This is a genomic window from Pseudonocardia sp. TMWB2A (assembly GCF_017312135.1).
In genome coordinates, this window is record NZ_QKQY01000002.1 from 84,348 (window position 1) to 99,343 (window position 14,996).

The 14,996-nt window shown below is 75.4% G+C and carries 11 protein-coding genes and 2 pseudogenes; 5 read left to right on the forward strand and 8 right to left on the reverse strand.

What is annotated here, in order from left to right:
- Window positions 1-190 precede the first annotated feature (190 nt).
- On the forward strand, window positions 191-1,276 hold the full coding sequence (locus DMP17_RS14715; RefSeq protein ID WP_226356456.1) for a phosphotransferase family protein: 1,086 nt from the start codon (window positions 191-193) through the stop codon (window positions 1,274-1,276).
- Window positions 1,276-1,905 (forward strand): envelope integrity protein Cei, encoded by a 630-nt coding sequence (gene cei, locus DMP17_RS14720; RefSeq protein WP_226356455.1) that lies wholly within the window; start codon window positions 1,276-1,278, stop codon window positions 1,903-1,905. The genes DMP17_RS14715 and cei overlap by 1 nt, the downstream gene beginning before the upstream one ends.
- A 20-nt stretch (window positions 1,906-1,925) precedes the next feature.
- Here cei and DMP17_RS14725 read toward each other — a convergent pair whose 3' ends face one another.
- The gene (locus DMP17_RS14725) at window positions 1,926-2,756 is read right to left on the reverse strand and encodes an inositol monophosphatase family protein (RefSeq protein WP_226356454.1); all 831 of its coding nucleotides are present in this window, start codon (window positions 2,754-2,756) and stop codon (window positions 1,926-1,928) included.
- Between the two features lie 230 nt (window positions 2,757-2,986).
- Here DMP17_RS14725 and DMP17_RS14730 point away from each other — a divergent pair.
- Window positions 2,987-4,447: pseudogene (locus DMP17_RS14730) on the forward strand (RNA polymerase sigma factor); the annotation flags it as partial.
- Window positions 4,448-4,510: 63 nt separating this feature from the next.
- On the opposite strand, the gene DMP17_RS14735 reads toward DMP17_RS14730, so the two are convergent.
- From DMP17_RS14735 to DMP17_RS46410, 6 genes and pseudogenes are all read right to left on the reverse strand, one after another.
- On the reverse strand, window positions 4,511-5,368 hold the full coding sequence (locus DMP17_RS14735) for an alpha/beta fold hydrolase (RefSeq protein WP_337829823.1): 858 nt from the start codon (window positions 5,366-5,368) through the stop codon (window positions 4,511-4,513).
- A gap of 73 nt (window positions 5,369-5,441) precedes the next feature.
- Window positions 5,442-6,299 carry a vWA domain-containing protein gene (locus DMP17_RS14740; protein ID WP_337829824.1) on the reverse strand — a complete coding sequence of 286 codons (858 nt, stop codon included), beginning with the start codon at window positions 6,297-6,299 and terminating at the stop codon, window positions 5,442-5,444.
- A gap of 86 nt (window positions 6,300-6,385) precedes the next feature.
- Window positions 6,386-7,294 (reverse strand): AAA family ATPase, encoded by a 909-nt coding sequence (locus DMP17_RS14745; RefSeq protein ID WP_337829825.1) that lies wholly within the window; start codon window positions 7,292-7,294, stop codon window positions 6,386-6,388.
- Window positions 7,291-8,103, reverse strand: a complete 813-nt coding sequence (locus DMP17_RS14750; RefSeq protein ID WP_226365521.1) for a mycofactocin-coupled SDR family oxidoreductase — start codon at window positions 8,101-8,103, stop codon at window positions 7,291-7,293. The genes DMP17_RS14745 and DMP17_RS14750 overlap by 4 nt, the downstream gene beginning before the upstream one ends.
- A gap of 10 nt (window positions 8,104-8,113) precedes the next feature.
- On the reverse strand, window positions 8,114-8,950 hold the full coding sequence (locus tag DMP17_RS14755) for a mycofactocin-coupled SDR family oxidoreductase (protein WP_226365522.1): 837 nt from the start codon (window positions 8,948-8,950) through the stop codon (window positions 8,114-8,116).
- A 169-nt stretch (window positions 8,951-9,119) separates the two neighbouring features.
- Window positions 9,120-9,875 (reverse strand): annotated as a pseudogene (locus DMP17_RS46410) (SDR family NAD(P)-dependent oxidoreductase); the annotation flags it as partial.
- Between the two features lie 77 nt (window positions 9,876-9,952).
- On the opposite strand from DMP17_RS46410, the gene DMP17_RS14765 reads away from it, so the two are divergent.
- On the forward strand, window positions 9,953-10,666 hold the full coding sequence (locus DMP17_RS14765; protein WP_337829827.1) for a helix-turn-helix domain-containing protein: 714 nt from the start codon (window positions 9,953-9,955) through the stop codon (window positions 10,664-10,666).
- Window positions 10,667-10,671: 5 nt separating this feature from the next.
- Here the strand turns inward: DMP17_RS14765 and DMP17_RS14770 are convergent, their stop codons facing one another.
- Entirely contained in the window at window positions 10,672-11,241 is a 570-nt protein-coding gene (locus DMP17_RS14770) for a CHRD domain-containing protein (protein WP_226356445.1), read from the reverse strand.
- Window positions 11,242-11,481: 240 nt separating this feature from the next.
- Here DMP17_RS14770 and DMP17_RS14775 point away from each other — a divergent pair, with 240 nt between their 5' ends.
- Window positions 11,482-14,979 carry an ABC transporter ATP-binding protein gene (locus DMP17_RS14775; RefSeq protein ID WP_337829828.1) on the forward strand — a complete coding sequence of 1,166 codons (3,498 nt, stop codon included), beginning with the start codon at window positions 11,482-11,484 and terminating at the stop codon, window positions 14,977-14,979.
- Window positions 14,980-14,996: the final 17 nt, after the last annotated feature.

A 14,996-nucleotide genomic window follows, 5' to 3' on the forward strand; every position in this document is an offset into this window, starting at 1 on the left:
CGGGAGTGACGCCGGTCTCACCGGGCCCGGTGACCCGGGTGGCTCGTCCGTCGTGTGTCCTGTCGCGGCCGGTCCGTCACCGGCGGCGGGGAGGGTAGCCCAGCGTCCGCCGGGCGTCGCAGCGAGTCCCCCGATCATGCCGGGTGTCGCCCGGGCGCCACCGCCGCCGGGCGCACTAGTGTCGCCCGGTGTGACGACGAGCGCCCGCACGCCCACGCCCGGTGCCGACCCCGCCACCGTCGGCGCGTGGCTGTCCACGGCCCTCGGCGACGAACGGTGGCGCGAGGCGCAGCTCACCTCGATCGGCGCCGGGCGGTCCAACCTGACCTACCGGGTCTCCTCCCCCGCCGGCGCGGTCGTGCTGCGTCGTCCGCCGGTCGGCGAGGTCGCCGCGACCGCCCACGACATGGGCCGCGAGCAGCGCGTGATCTCCGCGCTCGGGCCGAGCGCCGTGCCCGTCCCCGCGGTGCTGGCCGCCGACGACGGCGACGTGCTCGGCGCCCCCTGCTTCGTGATGGAGCTCGTCGACGGCGTCGTGCCGCTCGACGACCTGCCGGAGGGCTGGGCGTCCACCGAGGCGGAGCGCCGCGCCGCGGGCGACGCACTCGTGGACGTCCTCGCCGCGCTGCACGCCGTCGACCCGGCCGCGGCGGGGCTGGGTGACTTCGGCCGTCCGGACGGCTTCATGGAGCGCCAGATCCGGCGCTGGGGCAAGCAGTGGGCCACCGCCCGCGACGGCGACGACCCGGTCCCCGTCGACGCCGACGAGGAGGCCGAGCTCACCCGGCTGTCCGAGCGGCTGGCCGCCGACGTCCCCGCCGCGCAGCGGCACACCGTCGTGCACGGTGACTACCGGCTCGACAACTGCGTGTTCGACGCCGAGGACCCCGGCCGCATCCGCGCGGTGCTGGACTGGGAGATGTCCACCCTCGGCGACCCGCTGGCCGACCTCGGGCTGCTGCTCGTCTACTGGAAGCAGGACGGCGACGACGCCGTCTGGTCCGCGGCCCAGCCGCTGCCGAGCCCGACCGGCCTGCCCGGCTTCCCGACGCGGCGCGAGCTCGTCGAGGGCTACACCGCGCGCACCGGCCTCGACGCCGGTCCGCTGCCCTGGTACGTCGGGTTCGGCGCGTTCAAGCTGGCCGTCGTGCTCGCCGGGATCCTGGCCCGGGTCCGGGCCGGGTCGGTGCCCGAGGAGATGGCCGAGGGCCTCGACGGGTCGGTCGGCCCGCTCGTCGCGCTGGGGCACCACGTCCTGGACGGAGGGTCGTTCTGATGCTTTCCACCCGTACCCGCGGCGACCGCCCCTACGAGCGGCGCCGGACCCGCCCCATCCTGGTCACCACCGCGCTGCTGGCCGTGCTGGCCGTGGCCACGTGGGCGGTCGTGCTGGGCACCGCCTCCGACGGCTCGGCGTCGACGAACTGCCCGGCGCCGTCGTCGGGGACCCTGGCCGGCTCGAAGGTCGACCGCACGGAGCTGGAGTCGGCCGCCCCGACCGCGCCGGACGACGTCCGGTTCCAGGTCCGCAACGCCGGCGGGCAGCGCGGCCAGGCCAACCTCGTGTCGGCCGAGCTGAAGGACCTGCAGTTCGGCGAGGCCGGTACGCCGGGCAACGACACCGTGTTCCCCGACGGGGACCTGGACTGCATCGGGCAGCTGCGGTTCGGACCGGACGGTGCGGCGTCCGCGTCGACGCTGGCGCTCGCGCTGCCGTGCGTCGAGCTGATCCGCGACGACCGGCAGGGCGCGGTGGTCGACGTCGTCGTCGGGTCGGCGTTCACCGACGTCGCACCGGGCCGCGCGGCCCGCGACGTGCTGGACCAGCTGTCCGCGCCGGGGACCGAGGGCGGTCCGCGGGCGGACCCGGGCCTGCTGGCCCAGGCCCGCGCCGCGACCTGCTGAGCCGGGGCCGTCCGGACGGCTCAGACGGTGTCGGCGCCGCTGCGGCGGGCCAGCGCGGCCAGCGCGGCGGCGACCCCGGGCGCGGCGGCGAGGGTGACGTCGGCGCCGAGGGCGTCGCCGTCGACGGGACCGCGGACGCCGGGGCTGCCCGCGACGTGCACGACGGCACCGGCCTCGGTCGCGATCAGCGCGCCGGCCGCCCAGTCCCACCAGTTGCAGCCGTGCTCGAGGTAGCCGTCGAGCCAGCCGGCCGCGACCGCGCACAGGTCCAGCGACGCCGCGCCGGCCCGGCGCACGTCGCGGACCTCGGGGAGCATCGCCGCGACCATCCGGGCCTGGCGGGCGCGCCGCTCGGCGCGGTAGGCGAACCCGGTGCCCACCAGGGACTGGCCCAGCTCGGTGGTCGCCGCGGCGCGCAGCGGGCGCCCGTCGAGGGTCGCGCCGAGACCGCGCCCGGCCGACCAGAGCCGCCCGGAGGCGGGCTCGGACACCGCACCGGCGACGCCCTCCCCGTCGAGGACGGCGGCGATCGAGATCCCGTACCAGGGCAGCCCGTAGAGGTAGTTCACGGTGCCGTCGATCGGGTCGACCACCCAGCGCGCGGCGGCGGCGTCGCCCGCACCCTCCTCCCCGTACACCGGCTCGCCGGGGCGCAGCTGCGCGAGCCGGTCCCGGACGAAGCGCTCCACCGAGGCGTCGGAGGCGGTGACGACGTCGGTCGGCGAGGACTTCGTCGTGACGCCGTCGTCGTGCGGTGCGGGCAGGCCGCGCAGGTGCTCCGCGGCCTCGGCCGCGACCTGCTCGGCGACGGCGCGCAGGGTGGCGGGATCGCTGCTCTCGTGCGGGCTCACCACCCCATCCGACCACGTGCGGAGCCACCCGGACGCGCGGGGCGGCGTGAGGTGCGTCCCCCCGGCCGGTACGCAGTTACAATGGAACGCGTACCCCGTCTCCGGGACGCGCGGCGACCACCATCGACGCCGGCGACCGAGGCGGTGGCAGGACAGGACATCCCGGCCGTCGTGGCCTCGTCTCCCCCGACGAGCGCGCCGCGACCGGGCCGCGTAACGACTCCAGCGCACGTAGCGAGAGGGCCCAGGTGGCAGCCGCAGACTCCGCAGCACGCAGCGACTCGACCGTCGAACCGACGTCGGGTACCGCATCCCGCAGCCGCCGTACTTCCGGCACCACGAGCACCGCGTCGGCGACGACCGGCACCGCCAAGAAGCCGGCCGCGCGCACCCGCAAGCCCGCCGCGGCGGGTGGCACGGCGACCAAGGCCGCGCCGAAGACCGGCCCGCGCAAGGCCGCTCCGAAGAAGGCCTCCACCAAGAAGGCCGACGGCGACGAGCCGGACGCCGACGGCGACGAGGTCGTCCTCGAGGACGGCGAGATCGACGCCTCGGACATCGAGGCCGACCTCGCCGAGGCCGCGAAGGAGGAGAACGCCGACGAGTCGTCCGACGACGACGATGACGACGACTCCGACGACGAGACCAACACCGGCAAGAACCGGGTGGCACCGACCACCCGGGCGTCGCAGCAGAAGTCGGCGGACTTCGTCTGGGACGAGGAGGAGTCCGAGGCCCTGCGCCAGGCGCGCAAGGACGCCGAGCTCACCGCCTCGGCCGACTCGGTCCGCGCGTACCTGAAGCAGATCGGCAAGGTCGCGCTCCTCAACGCCGAGGAGGAGGTCGAGCTCGCGAAGCGCATCGAGGCCGGCCTCTACGGCGCCGAGCGCATCCGCAAGGTCTTCGAGTCCAACGAGAAGCTGTCCCCGCAGCTGCGGCGCGACCTGCGCTGGATCGTGCGGGACGGCGAGCGCGCCAAGAACCACCTGCTCGAGGCGAACCTCCGGCTCGTGGTCTCGCTGGCCAAGCGCTACACCGGCCGCGGCATGGCGTTCCTGGACCTGATCCAGGAGGGCAACCTCGGCCTCATCCGTGCGGTCGAGAAGTTCGACTACACCAAGGGCTACAAGTTCTCGACCTACGCCACGTGGTGGATCCGGCAGGCCATCACCCGCGCGATGGCCGACCAGGCCCGCACCATCCGCATCCCGGTGCACATGGTGGAGGTCATCAACAAGCTCGGCCGCATACAGCGTGAGCTGCTCCAGGATCTCGGGCGCGAGCCCACTCCCGAGGAGCTCGCCAAGGAAATGGACATCACCCCGGAGAAGGTGCTGGAGATCCAGCAGTACGCCCGGGAACCCATCTCCCTGGACCAGACCATCGGCGACGAGGGCGACTCGCAGCTCGGTGACTTCATCGAGGACTCCGAGGCCGTCGTCGCGGTCGACGCGGTGAGCTTCACCCTGCTGCAGGACCAGCTGCAGTCGGTGCTGGCGACGCTGTCCGAGCGCGAGGCGGGCGTCGTCCGGCTGCGCTTCGGTCTCACCGACGGCCAGCCGCGCACCCTCGACGAGATCGGCCAGGTCTACGGCGTGACCCGCGAGCGGATCCGCCAGATCGAGTCGAAGACGATGTCGAAGCTGCGGCACCCGTCGCGGTCCCAGGTGCTGCGCGACTACCTGGACTGAGCACCACCCGTTCCACGACGAGGGCCCCGCCGGACGATCCGGTGGGGCCCTCGTCGTCAGCGGTCAGAACAGGTCCGGCGTCGCGGGTACGACGTCGTCGAGGAACGCGGTGATCGCCGGTACGAGGGTCGCCGTCTCCCCCACCAGCCCGATGTGCGAGGTCGCGGGCAGCACCACCAGGCGCGCCCGGGGGACCTCCTGCAGCATCCCCGTCGCCGCGGCCCGTTCGTCACCGCCGCCGAGCAGGCGGAACATCTCCACCGCGTGCTCGGGCCGCACGCCGTCGGCGTCCCCGACGATGACCCTGGACCGGGCCGTGATCGCACGCATCCGGTCGTCGGGGATCTCCTGGTCCTCGGCGTTGAGGACCTTCACCTTCTCCACCCAGGCCGCGAACGCGACGGGGTCCGGCGTGTGCTCCAGGAACGCCGTCTCGACGGGCGAGCCGGCCAGCGTCGTCGCGTCCATCCCCGTGATCGCGGAGTGCACGGAGGGGTACCAGCCGTCGCGGCGGAACGTCGCGGCCATCACGACGAGCTTGCCCACGAGGTCCGGATGCCGGAGCGCGAGCTGCAGCGCCACGCCGCCGCCCTGCGAGTAGCCCATCACGTCCGCCCGGTCGACGCCCAGGCCGCGGAGCAGCGCCGCGGCGTCGTCGGCGAACTGCTCGTAGGACAGCGCACGGGGCACGTCCGGTGTCCGGCCCTGGCCCTGCATGTCGGCGACGACCACGGTGCGGTGCTCGGCGAACCCGGCCGCCCACGCCGCCATCGAGCCGGCGGCCATGAACGCGCCCGGCAGCAGGAGCAGCGGTGGCGACGTCCCGAGCTCGCCGTACACCTCGTGGTACAGGTCCAGCCCGTCGACCGGCAGGTGCCCGCTCGAGGTCGGCGACGGCGTGGTGGTGGCTGCTCCGGTCATGGTGTCTCCCGCGGTGGGTCGAGGGTCCGTCCCCCTACCGACCGCGCCGCGGCGCCGGACTCATCGGCCCGGGTCACCGGCGCAGCAGCCGCGCGAGCCCGGGGGCGACGTCGCGGTGCGTGCGGACGCGGGCGAGGCGCCCCCGGCCGCGGCGCGCGAGGTCGCGGCCCAGCGGTTCGTCGTGCTCGCCGTCGACCTCCAGGAGCACGTGCAGCTCCCCGAAGCGCCGGGCGACGGTGCGCGGGTCCGGTCCCGCGTTGTGCACCGCGTCGCTGAGCAGCAGCGCGATCCGGCGCCGGGCCGGTGACCGGGCCAGCTCGGCGTGCGCCACCGACAGCCCGAACCCGACGTCGGTGAGCCCGCGGGCCGGGATCCGCTGCAGCCGGTCCAGCAGCCGGGCGGGGTCCACCGGCTCGCCGAGCGCGGCGAGTACCGCGGCGTCGGACCAGAACGCGACGACGGCGAGCCGGTCCCCCGCCCCGGCCAGGTCCGCCGACAGCGCCGCGACCGTCGCCGCGGCGATCCGGACCTTCTCCCCGCGCATCGACCCCGACACGTCGACGGCGAGCACCACGTCACGCGGGGTGCCGGTGCGCTCGCGCACCACGATGTCGGTGTCCTCGGGGACCGGGCGCTCGGTGAGGACCTCCAGCGTGCGGTCCAGGTCGATGTCGTCGGACCGGTACCGGTAGGGCACCGGCGCCGGGCTGCCGCGGCCCCGCTCCGCCCGCGCGTCCCGGGGTCTGCGCAGCGACAGCCGCCGGGCGATGCGCCGCGCCATGGCGCCCACCTCGGGGTCGGCCGGGCGGTCCTCCAGCAGCTCGTCCAGGGCGCGGCGGCGGGACCGGCGCGACGTGGTCGTCACCCCCTGTCCCCCGGCCGGCCCGGTCACGGTGCCGTCGCGGTCGTCGACGGCCCGCTCGACCACCACCGGAGCCCCGGTGCCGCCGAACAGGGTCGGCGCCCCGGTCAGCTGCTTGGGCCTGCGCCGCAGGGGCGTCCGCTCCCCCGGTGCGGTCAGCTCGACGGCGTTGTCGACGTCGATGCGGTGCGGTCCCGGCGCGGCACGCCGGGCCGCGAGAAAAAACGGTCCTCCCAGATGCGGATGATCACCTCCTCCGGGGTGCCGTCGAACGCGTCGTCGACGGCGATCCGCGCGGACAGCGCCAGCAGCGCGGCGTCGAGCACGATGCGCGGGTGGTCGCCGTCGTGGCTGCCGAGCGCCCGCAGCTCGACGGCGATCGCGGTGAGGTCGATGGCGCCGCGCACGCTGGCCCCGCGCCGCAGGTCGGGGTGGCCGCGGGTGGCCCGGGTGAGCGCGACGGCGTCGGCGACCAGCCCGTCGTCGTCGACGCCGGTGCGGGCGCGCACGATCTGCGCCTCCTCGGTCTCGTCCTGGTAGCCGACGACCAGCCGGCACCAGCGGTCGTAGACCGAGTCGGAGATGCGGGCGGTGCCGACGTCGTCGAACGGGTTCATCGACGCCAGCACCCGGAACGTCGGCCGGGCGGTGACGGTGCCGACCCGGGGCACGGTGAGCTCCCGCTCGGCCATCGCGGCGAGCAGCACGTTGAGGGTGTCCTCGGGGGCCCGGTTGAGCTCCTCGATGTAGAGGAACCCGCCGTCCTGCATGGCGGAGACCAGCGGGCCGGCCACGAAGTTGTCGCTGCTGTAGTCCTCGCGCAGCACCCGGGCCGGGTTGTGGTGGCCGACCAGCCGGGCCGGGGTCAGCTCGGCGTTGCCCTCGACGAGCACGAACGGCACGCCCCAGTGCGCGGTGATCGCGCGGAGCATCGTCGACTTCGAGACGCCGGGCGGCCCCTCCAGCATCACGTCGCGGCCCGCGGTCACCGCCGCGAGCACGAGGTCGAGCTCGCGGCGGCGGCCGACGACCGCCCGCGCGACGGCGGCGCGGCGGTCGCTCACTTCTGCAGGAACCCGGCGTCGACGGGCAGCATCGTCCCGGTCACGTAGCGCCCCTCGTCGGAGGCGAGGTAGACGATCGCGTTCGAGATGTCGACCGGCTCGACCATCTCGACCGGCAGCATGTTCTGCAGGTTCGCCCCGAACGACGGGTCGGCGGCGATGATCCCGCCGATGTAGTCGTTGGTGACCATGGGGGTGTTCACGCCGGTGGGGTGGATGGTGTTGACCCGGATCGAGTGCGGCGCCAGCTCGGTCGCGAGGTTGCGCATGAGCCCGACGACGCCGTGCTTGGCCGCGACGTAGTGCCCGGTGCGGCTCATCCCCTTCACCCCGGCCGTGGAGCTGGTCAGCACGATCGCGCCGCCGTTGCCCGCGGCGATCATGGCCGGGACGGCGGCGCGGACGGTCTTCCAGACCCCGGTGAGGTTGACCCCGATCATCTCGTCCCACTCGTCGTCGGTGAGCGACCAGGTGTTGTCGGCGAACCCGGCGATGCCGGCGTTGCCGCACACGATGTCGAGGCGGCCGAACTCGGCCACGCCCTCGTCGACGACGGCCTGCACCGCCGCGGTGTCGCGGACGTCGGCCTCCCGGGCGACGACGCGGCGGTCGCACTCCTCGACCAGCCGCACGGTCTCCTCCAGGTCCTCCCGGGTGGACAGGGCGTAGTGCACCGTGTCCAGCGGGCGGCAGCGGTCGAACGCGATGACGTCGGCGCCCTCCTGGGCCAGGCGTACCGCGTGCGACCGGCCCTGGCCGCGTGCCGCCCCGGAGACCAGCGCGACCTTCCCCTGCAGTCGTCCCGTCATGGCGTCCCCCTCAGGCCGCGTTGCCGGTGTTCATCCCCGCGGCCACGGCGACGGTCTCCCCGGTGATGTACCGGGCGTCGTCGGAGGCGAGGAAGAGCATGGTGTTGGAGATGTCGGAGACCTCGACCCAGGGCACGGGCACGGTGTTCATCGACTGGAACGCCGGGGCCGCGTCGTCGCGCGTGGGGTGCGGGGTGTCGGGCAGGAACAGCTCGTAGGCCGCCGCGTTCTGGATCATGTCGGTGTCGACCGAGGTCGGGCAGACGGCGTTGACGGTGATCCCGTTGCCGCCGACCTCGATGGCGGTCGACTTGACCAGGCCGATCACGCCCCACTTGGCCGCGACGTAGTGGGCGATGTTGCCCATGCCGACCTTGCCCGCCATCGACGACGTCGCGACGATCCGCCCGTACCCCTGCTCGATCATCGTCGGGAGCACCGCGCGGAACGCGTGGTAGACCCCGGTGAGGTTGACCGCGATCATCTGCTGCCACATGTCCTCGGACATCTCGGCGACCGTGCCGAAGGAGAAGATCCCGGCGTTGGCGAGCAGCACGTCGATGCGGCCCAGCTCGGCGCGGGCCCGCTCGGCGAACTGCTCCACCTGCGCGCGGTCGCGCACGTCGGCCCGGACCGCGACGCAGCGCCGGTCCAGCTCCTCGACCAGCTCGACCGTCCGGTCGAGGTCGGCCTGCGCGCTCATCGCGTAGGGCACCGTGTCCAGCTGGTCGGCGATGTCGCAGATCGCGATGTCGGCGCCCTCCCGGGCGAACGCCAGCGCGTGCGACCGGCCCTGCCCGCGGGCCCCTCCGGTCACCAGGACCACCTTGCCGTCGAACCGTCCCATCGCTCCTCCTCGTCGAGAACCGTGCGTGCGTGTCGTGCGTGTGCCGTTCAGCGGGCCAGTGCTCCCCCGTCGACGGCCAGGCAGTGGCCGGTGACGTGCCGGGCGCTGTGCCCAGCAGCCAGAGCAGTGCGCCGGTGATCTCGCCGGGCGCGATCACCTCGGCGACGAGCTGGTCGTGCAGCCAGCGCTTGTGCACCTGGTCCGGGGCCAGCCCGAGCTCGTCGGCGAGCCCGGCGAGCATCGGGGAGTCCACCGCCCCGGGCAGGATCGCGTTGACCGTGACGCCGGAGCCGGCGAGCTCGATGGCCATCGCCCTGGTCAGCCCGACGACGCCGTGCTTGGCCGCCACGTAGTGCGCGAACTCGGGGACGGCGCGCATCCCGCCGGTCGAGGCGATGTTGACGATGCGGCCGCGCCCGGACCGGCGGACGTGGGGTGCGGCGGCCCGCGCGACCTGCCAGGTCCCGGTGAGGTTGACCCCGACGACGACGTCCCACTCGGCGTCGGTGAGCTCCCAGAACGGGGCGCTGGTGACGACGCCGGCGTTGTTGACCACGATGTCGAGCCGTCCGTGGGCCCCGACGAGCGCGGCGACCGCCGCCCGGACGGCCGCCGGGTCGCGGACGTCGGCGACCAGCGGCAGCGCCCGCCCGCCGGCGTCGGTGACGGCGGTGACCACCTCGGCCAGCTGCTCCTCGGTGGCGAGCGGGTAGGCGGGGACGGCGAGGTCCCGGCACACGTCGAGCACCCCGACCACCGCCCCGGCCGCGGCGAGGGCGAGGCAGTGCTCCCGGCCCTGCCCGCGGGCACCGCCGGTGACGAGCGCGACCTGCCCGCCCAGATCCGTCACCACCGTGGCCTCCCCGAACCGTGCGGAACCGTCCGGAACCGCACGGTTCCGCCGGGCGTCGTCGTCGACAGACACGGTCTGTGAGGTGTAACACCACGGGTGGGAACCGGACGAATCGTTCCCGGACGGTTCCCGGGGGATCGGGGGGACGCATGCACACGGGTCGTTGGTTCTCGGTCGGCGAGGCCTGCCGGATCCTGGGGGTGAGCCGCACGACGCTGCTCGCCGCGGAGGGCGCGGCGCTGCTGGTCCCGTCCCGCACGCCGGGCGGTCACCGGCGCTACTCCGCCGAGCAGCTGGAGCGCTATCTGGGCGTCGCGGTCCCGGACCTCCCGCAGCCGGACCCGGCGCCGCCGGAGCCGGGTGCGGTCGACGCGACGTCGGCGGCGGTGGTGCGCGACGCGGTGCGCCCGCTCGCCCGCACCCTGGACGCCGAGTGCGCCGGGGTGTACCTGCTCGACGGCCGGCGCTGGCAGCTGGCCGGCACCGCGGGGGTGCACCGGTGGCTGGTGGAGCGGCTCTCGGCCGGTACCCCGCCGCCGGAGGTGCGGGCGGTCCTGCACGCGGCCGGGCCGCGGCTGTTCGTGCCGGCCGAGACCGGCTTCCCCGACGGCCGCTCCGCGGGACACGGCGTCGCGGTCCGGGTGCGGGCGCCGGACCGCGAACGCGGTCTGCTGTTCCTGGTGTCGCGGCCGGGGCGGTCCCCGCTGCCCGCCGAGCTCGACGTCGTCGAGGCGGCGGCCGACGTGCTGGGTCTGCTCGTCGCCCAGCTCGACCAGAACGCGGTGCTGCGGGGCCGGCTGCGGAGCATCGCCGCACTGTGCCCGCCCGCGGCCGCGCCGGCGCCCGCGCGGGGCGCCGGCTGAGGCCGTCAGCCGCTCTTGGACAGCTGCCCGCGCACCGCGCCGGTCCGGTACTGCTCGGTGTGGGTGTCGACGAACCAGGCGGCCGGGTTGGCCTCCAGGTCCGTGACCGTGAACCCGGTGCCGGTGTCGACGCCGCCGACGATCACGCCGGTGGTGAACGGCCCCTGCAGGCAGCCCTTGCTGGTCATCGGGCCGCCGGGCGGGCCCTGCGGGTCCGGGAAGACCATCCGCGGGTTGCCGGACTCGTTCGGCTGCCCCTCCTGCAGGTGCGTGGCGGTCCGCGCGGGGCTGCTGAACGGCGGGGTGACCCCGGTCATCCGGATGTCGTAACAGACGATGTTCTGCTGGCTGTTCAGGCGCAGGGTGAACGTCCCGCTCGCACCCTGCTGGCCGGGCACCGGTGCGCCGTCGTCGGCGCGGACCGCGTCCGGGGTCAGGGTCGCGGTGAGCGTGCTGGTGAACGTGGGGGGCTCCGGTACGGGTGCGTCCTCCGCCAGCGCCGGTGATGCGGTGAGTGCCAGTGCCGCCACCGCGCAGAGCGCGCCCCCGGCCCACCTGGTCGACCACGGTCCCATCGGTTCCCCCTCGTGCTCCACGCGTCGCTGCGGGGCAAGCATGCGGACACCGGGGCCCGGCCGCGCCCCCTCGGGGCGTTGTCGACCGCTTCGGGTGGGGCACGGCCCGATCCGGTTTCGACCGGGCGATCGGGGGCAGGGCCGCCGAAAACCGGGCGATTCTGTCGGGGGTCGCGATTACCGTCGATCACCGACGGCGCCCGGAGATCCCGTAGCGCGGTCTCGTCGGGGGTGTCGAGGGTGCGCGCGCTGTCCTGGCGTCGGCTGGGTGGACCGGTGTCGGTCGTGGCGGTGGGCGCCGCGGTGGTGGCCGCGGTGGCGGAGGCGACGGCGGCGACCGTGGTGGGGGCGGTGGTGAGCGGGCCGACGGCCACCCTGGTCGCCGTGCTGGCCGCGCTGCTGCTGGGCGCCGCGCTGCTGGACACCCTGGGCCGGGTCCTGTTCTCCGGGGTGGTCGGGCGCGCGGAGGGCAGGCTGCGGTCGGACCTCGTGGGGTCCGCGCTGGCGCAGCCGCTGCCCGCGCTGGAGGACCAGGCGGTCGGTGAGCTCCTCGACCGGGTCGACGACGACTGCCGCCAGCTCGCCCAGCTCATCCGGCGGATCGGCTGGGAGACCGGCCGCTCGCTGCTGCGCTCGGTCGTCGCGTGGATCGTCGCCGGGCTGGTGTTCTGGCCGGCGTTCGTCGTGTTCCCGCTGGTCGCCGCCGTGATCGTGCTGGTGGCGCGGCCGTTGACGCCGCAGATCGCGCGGGCCAAGGTCGCCGAGGAGACGGCCTGGTCGGACCACGCGGCGCAGCTGGAGGAGGCGGTCGCCGGGCAGGACGACGTGCGCACCTCGCTGGGCCAGCCGCACGTGGTCGCCGGGTTCGCCCGCCGGGCGGCGACGGTCGTCGCGCGCACCCACGAGGTGTGCCGGATCGCGACCCGGCTCGGGCTGCGGACGGGCACCGTCGCGCACGCGCTGCTCGGGGCGCTCGCGCTCGGCGGGGTGTGGCTGGTCGCCGGCGACCCGGGCGGGATCGCCGCGCTGGTCACGCTGTGGCTGCTGGTCACCGCGTTCGTCGGGCAGATCGACGCGGTCGTCGACCGGATGCCCGACATCCAGGCCGGTCTGGGCGCGCTCACCCGGGTGTCGTCGCTGCTGGAGACCGAGCGGGAGCCCGAGGGCGGCCGTCCGCTGCCGCCGGGGCCCGCGTCGGTGGAGCTGCGCGGGCTGACCGCCGGGTACGCCGACGGGTTCCGCCTGGGCGGGATCGACCTGACCGTGCCGGCCGGGACGACGTGCGCGCTGCTCGGCCGTACCGGCTCGGGGAAGTCGACGGTCACCAAGGTGCTCTCGCGCGCCGTGGAGCCGCCGCGCGGGCAGGTGTTCCTGGCCGGGGTCGACGTGCGCGACCTGGACCTGGACGGGCTGCGCCGCGGGGTCGGCGTGGTCACCCAGCGCACCGAGATCCTGGCGGCGACGCTCGCGGAGAACGTCACGCTGTTCGACCCCGCGGTCCCGCGCAGCGCGGTCGAGGCCGCGACGGCCGCGCTGGGTCTCGACGAGTGGGTCGAGGCCCTGCCCGACGGCCTGGACACCCGCCTCGGCACCGGCGGGATCGCGCTGTCCTCCGGCGAGGAGCAGCTGGTGGCGTTCGCCCGGCTGCTGGTGCGCGACGTCGCCGTCGTCGTGCTGGACGAGGCCACCGCGCGGATGGACCCGCGCACCGAGGAGCGGGTGACCCGGGCGTCGCGGGCGCTGCTCGCGGGCCGCACCGGGATCGTCGTGGCGCACCGGCTCTCGACGATCCGCCGCGCCGACGCCGTCGCGGTGCTGTCCGACGGCCGCCTGGTCCAGCACGGCGAGCGTGAGCAGCTGGCCTCGGAACCCGGCCGCTACGCCGACCTGCTCGCCGCCGACCGGTCCCTGCCCTCCGGCACCCCGGGAACCACCGGAGCGGCCGGCACCGGGCGCACGGCGCCGCAGCGCGACGGTGCGGTGGCCCTCGCCGAGCCGGAGTCACCGCTGCTGCACCGGGCGGTCCGGCGCGCGGTGCCGCCCGCGGACCCGGTGCCCGCTCCCCCGTTGTGGCGGGTCGTGCTGCGGCTGGCGCTGGCCCACCCGCGCTGGGGGCTGGCCGGCGGGTCGATGTTCACCCTCGCCACCCTGGGCTCGGCCACCGGTGTGCTCACCGGCTGGCTGTGGGGGCTCGTCGTCGCGGGGCTGGAGGGCGGCGGCACGCCATGGGGGCCCGCCGTCGCGCTGACGGTGGTGCTGATGCTGTTCCCGGTGTGGATCGCCGTCGCGTTCCGCACCTACCCGCGCTGGTGGTCGGCGACGTCGCTGCGGCTGCGGCTCGGGGTGCTGCGCGGGCAGACCATGCAGCGGCGTGGTCCGCGCTCCCCCGCGGGCGAGGTCGTGGCGCGGGCGCTGGACTCGGACCGGATGATCCTCTACGTGGACCGCTGGGTCGACGTCACCAACTCGGTGATCGTCGTCGTGGTGGCCGGGCTGGTGGCGGCCGACGTGCGCGCGGCCGCCGTCATCGGCGGGTTCCTGCTGGTCTGCGTGGGCGTCGCGGCGATCGGGGCGCCGTTCGCGGGACGCTCCGGGCGGATCGCGGCGGACGCCCGGGCCCGGTTCGGCACCGCGCTGGGATCGGTCCTGGAGTCGGTGCGCACGGTGAAGCTCGCCGCCGCGACCGGAGCGCTGCGGGCCCACCTCGCCGCCGTCGACGGTGACCGGGTCCGGGCCACGGTCCGTGAGTACCGGGTGCGCACCCTGCTCGACGGTGTCCCCGGTGTGCTGCTGCAGGGCGCGGTGGTGCTCACCTGGTCGCTGTACCTGGCCGGGACCTGGCCGCTGGCGACGGCGCTGCTGGTGTCGACCACGCTGAACGGGGCCGGGTTCCTCGGGCAGGTGTGCGCGGCCGCGGTCACCGAGGCCCCGATCGCGCGGCGCTGGCTGCGTGCCGTCGCCCCGTTCGCGGGTCCGGCGGACCTGACCCGGCTGCCGCCGGGGGTCGACCTGGCCACCGGGGCCGCGCCGGCCCCGGAGCCGGTGGAGCGCGAGCCGCTGCAGCGGCTGAGCCTGGAGAAGGTCGCCGCCGTGCACGACGACGGCACCATCGGCGTCGAGGGTGTGGACCTCGACATCGACGCGGGCTCGCTGGTGCTGGTCACCGGCCAGGTGGGGTCGGGCAAGTCCAGCCTGCTCGCGGGCCTGGCCGGGCTGGTCGGGCACGAGGGCGTCATCCGCTGGAACGGGCGCGCGGTCGAGGATCCGCAGACGTTCCTGCGTCCCGGGCAGGTCGCCTACGTCGGGCAGGTCCCCCGGGTGCTCTCGGGCACGTTCGGCGACAACATCGCCCTCGGGCACGACCGGCCGGTGCAGGACGCGGTCGGCGACGCCCGCCTCGACCGGGACGTGGCCGCGGCGGGCGGGCCGGACGCCGTCGTCGGGCACCGGGGCATCCGGCTGTCCGGCGGGCAGGTGCAGCGGGTCGCGATGGCCCGGGCGCTGGCGACCGGCGCCGAGCTCATCGTCGCCGACGACGTGTCGTCCGCGCTGGACGTCCGCACCGAGATCGAGCTGTGGGCGGCGCTGCGCCGCCGCGGCAGCACCGTGGTCGGCGCGAGCACGAAGCGGGCGGCGCTGGCCCGGGCGGACCGGGTGGTCGTGCTGGACCGCGGGCGGGTCGCCGACGAGGGCACCTGGGACGAGCTGTCGGTGCGCTGGTCGCACCTGGCGGGCTGAGCCCGGCACCGCTGGTC

What these genes read in the sequence shown, in the direction of transcription:
- cei (WP_226356455.1), top strand. Translation starts at nt 1,276, where the DNA reads ATGCTTTCCACCCGTACCCGCGGCGACCGCCCCTACGAGCGGCGCCGG.
- DMP17_RS14735 (WP_337829823.1), bottom strand. Translation starts at nt 5,368, where the DNA reads ATGACCGGAGCAGCCACCACCACGCCGTCGCCGACCTCGAGCGGGCAC.
- DMP17_RS14750 (WP_226365521.1), bottom strand. Translation starts at nt 8,103, where the DNA reads ATGACGGGACGACTGCAGGGGAAGGTCGCGCTGGTCTCCGGGGCGGCA.
- DMP17_RS14755 (WP_226365522.1), bottom strand. Translation starts at nt 8,950, where the DNA reads ATGGGACGGTTCGACGGCAAGGTGGTCCTGGTGACCGGAGGGGCCCGC.
- DMP17_RS14765 (WP_337829827.1), top strand. Translation starts at nt 9,953, where the DNA reads ATGCACACGGGTCGTTGGTTCTCGGTCGGCGAGGCCTGCCGGATCCTG.
- DMP17_RS14770 (WP_226356445.1), bottom strand. Translation starts at nt 11,241, where the DNA reads ATGGGACCGTGGTCGACCAGGTGGGCCGGGGGCGCGCTCTGCGCGGTG.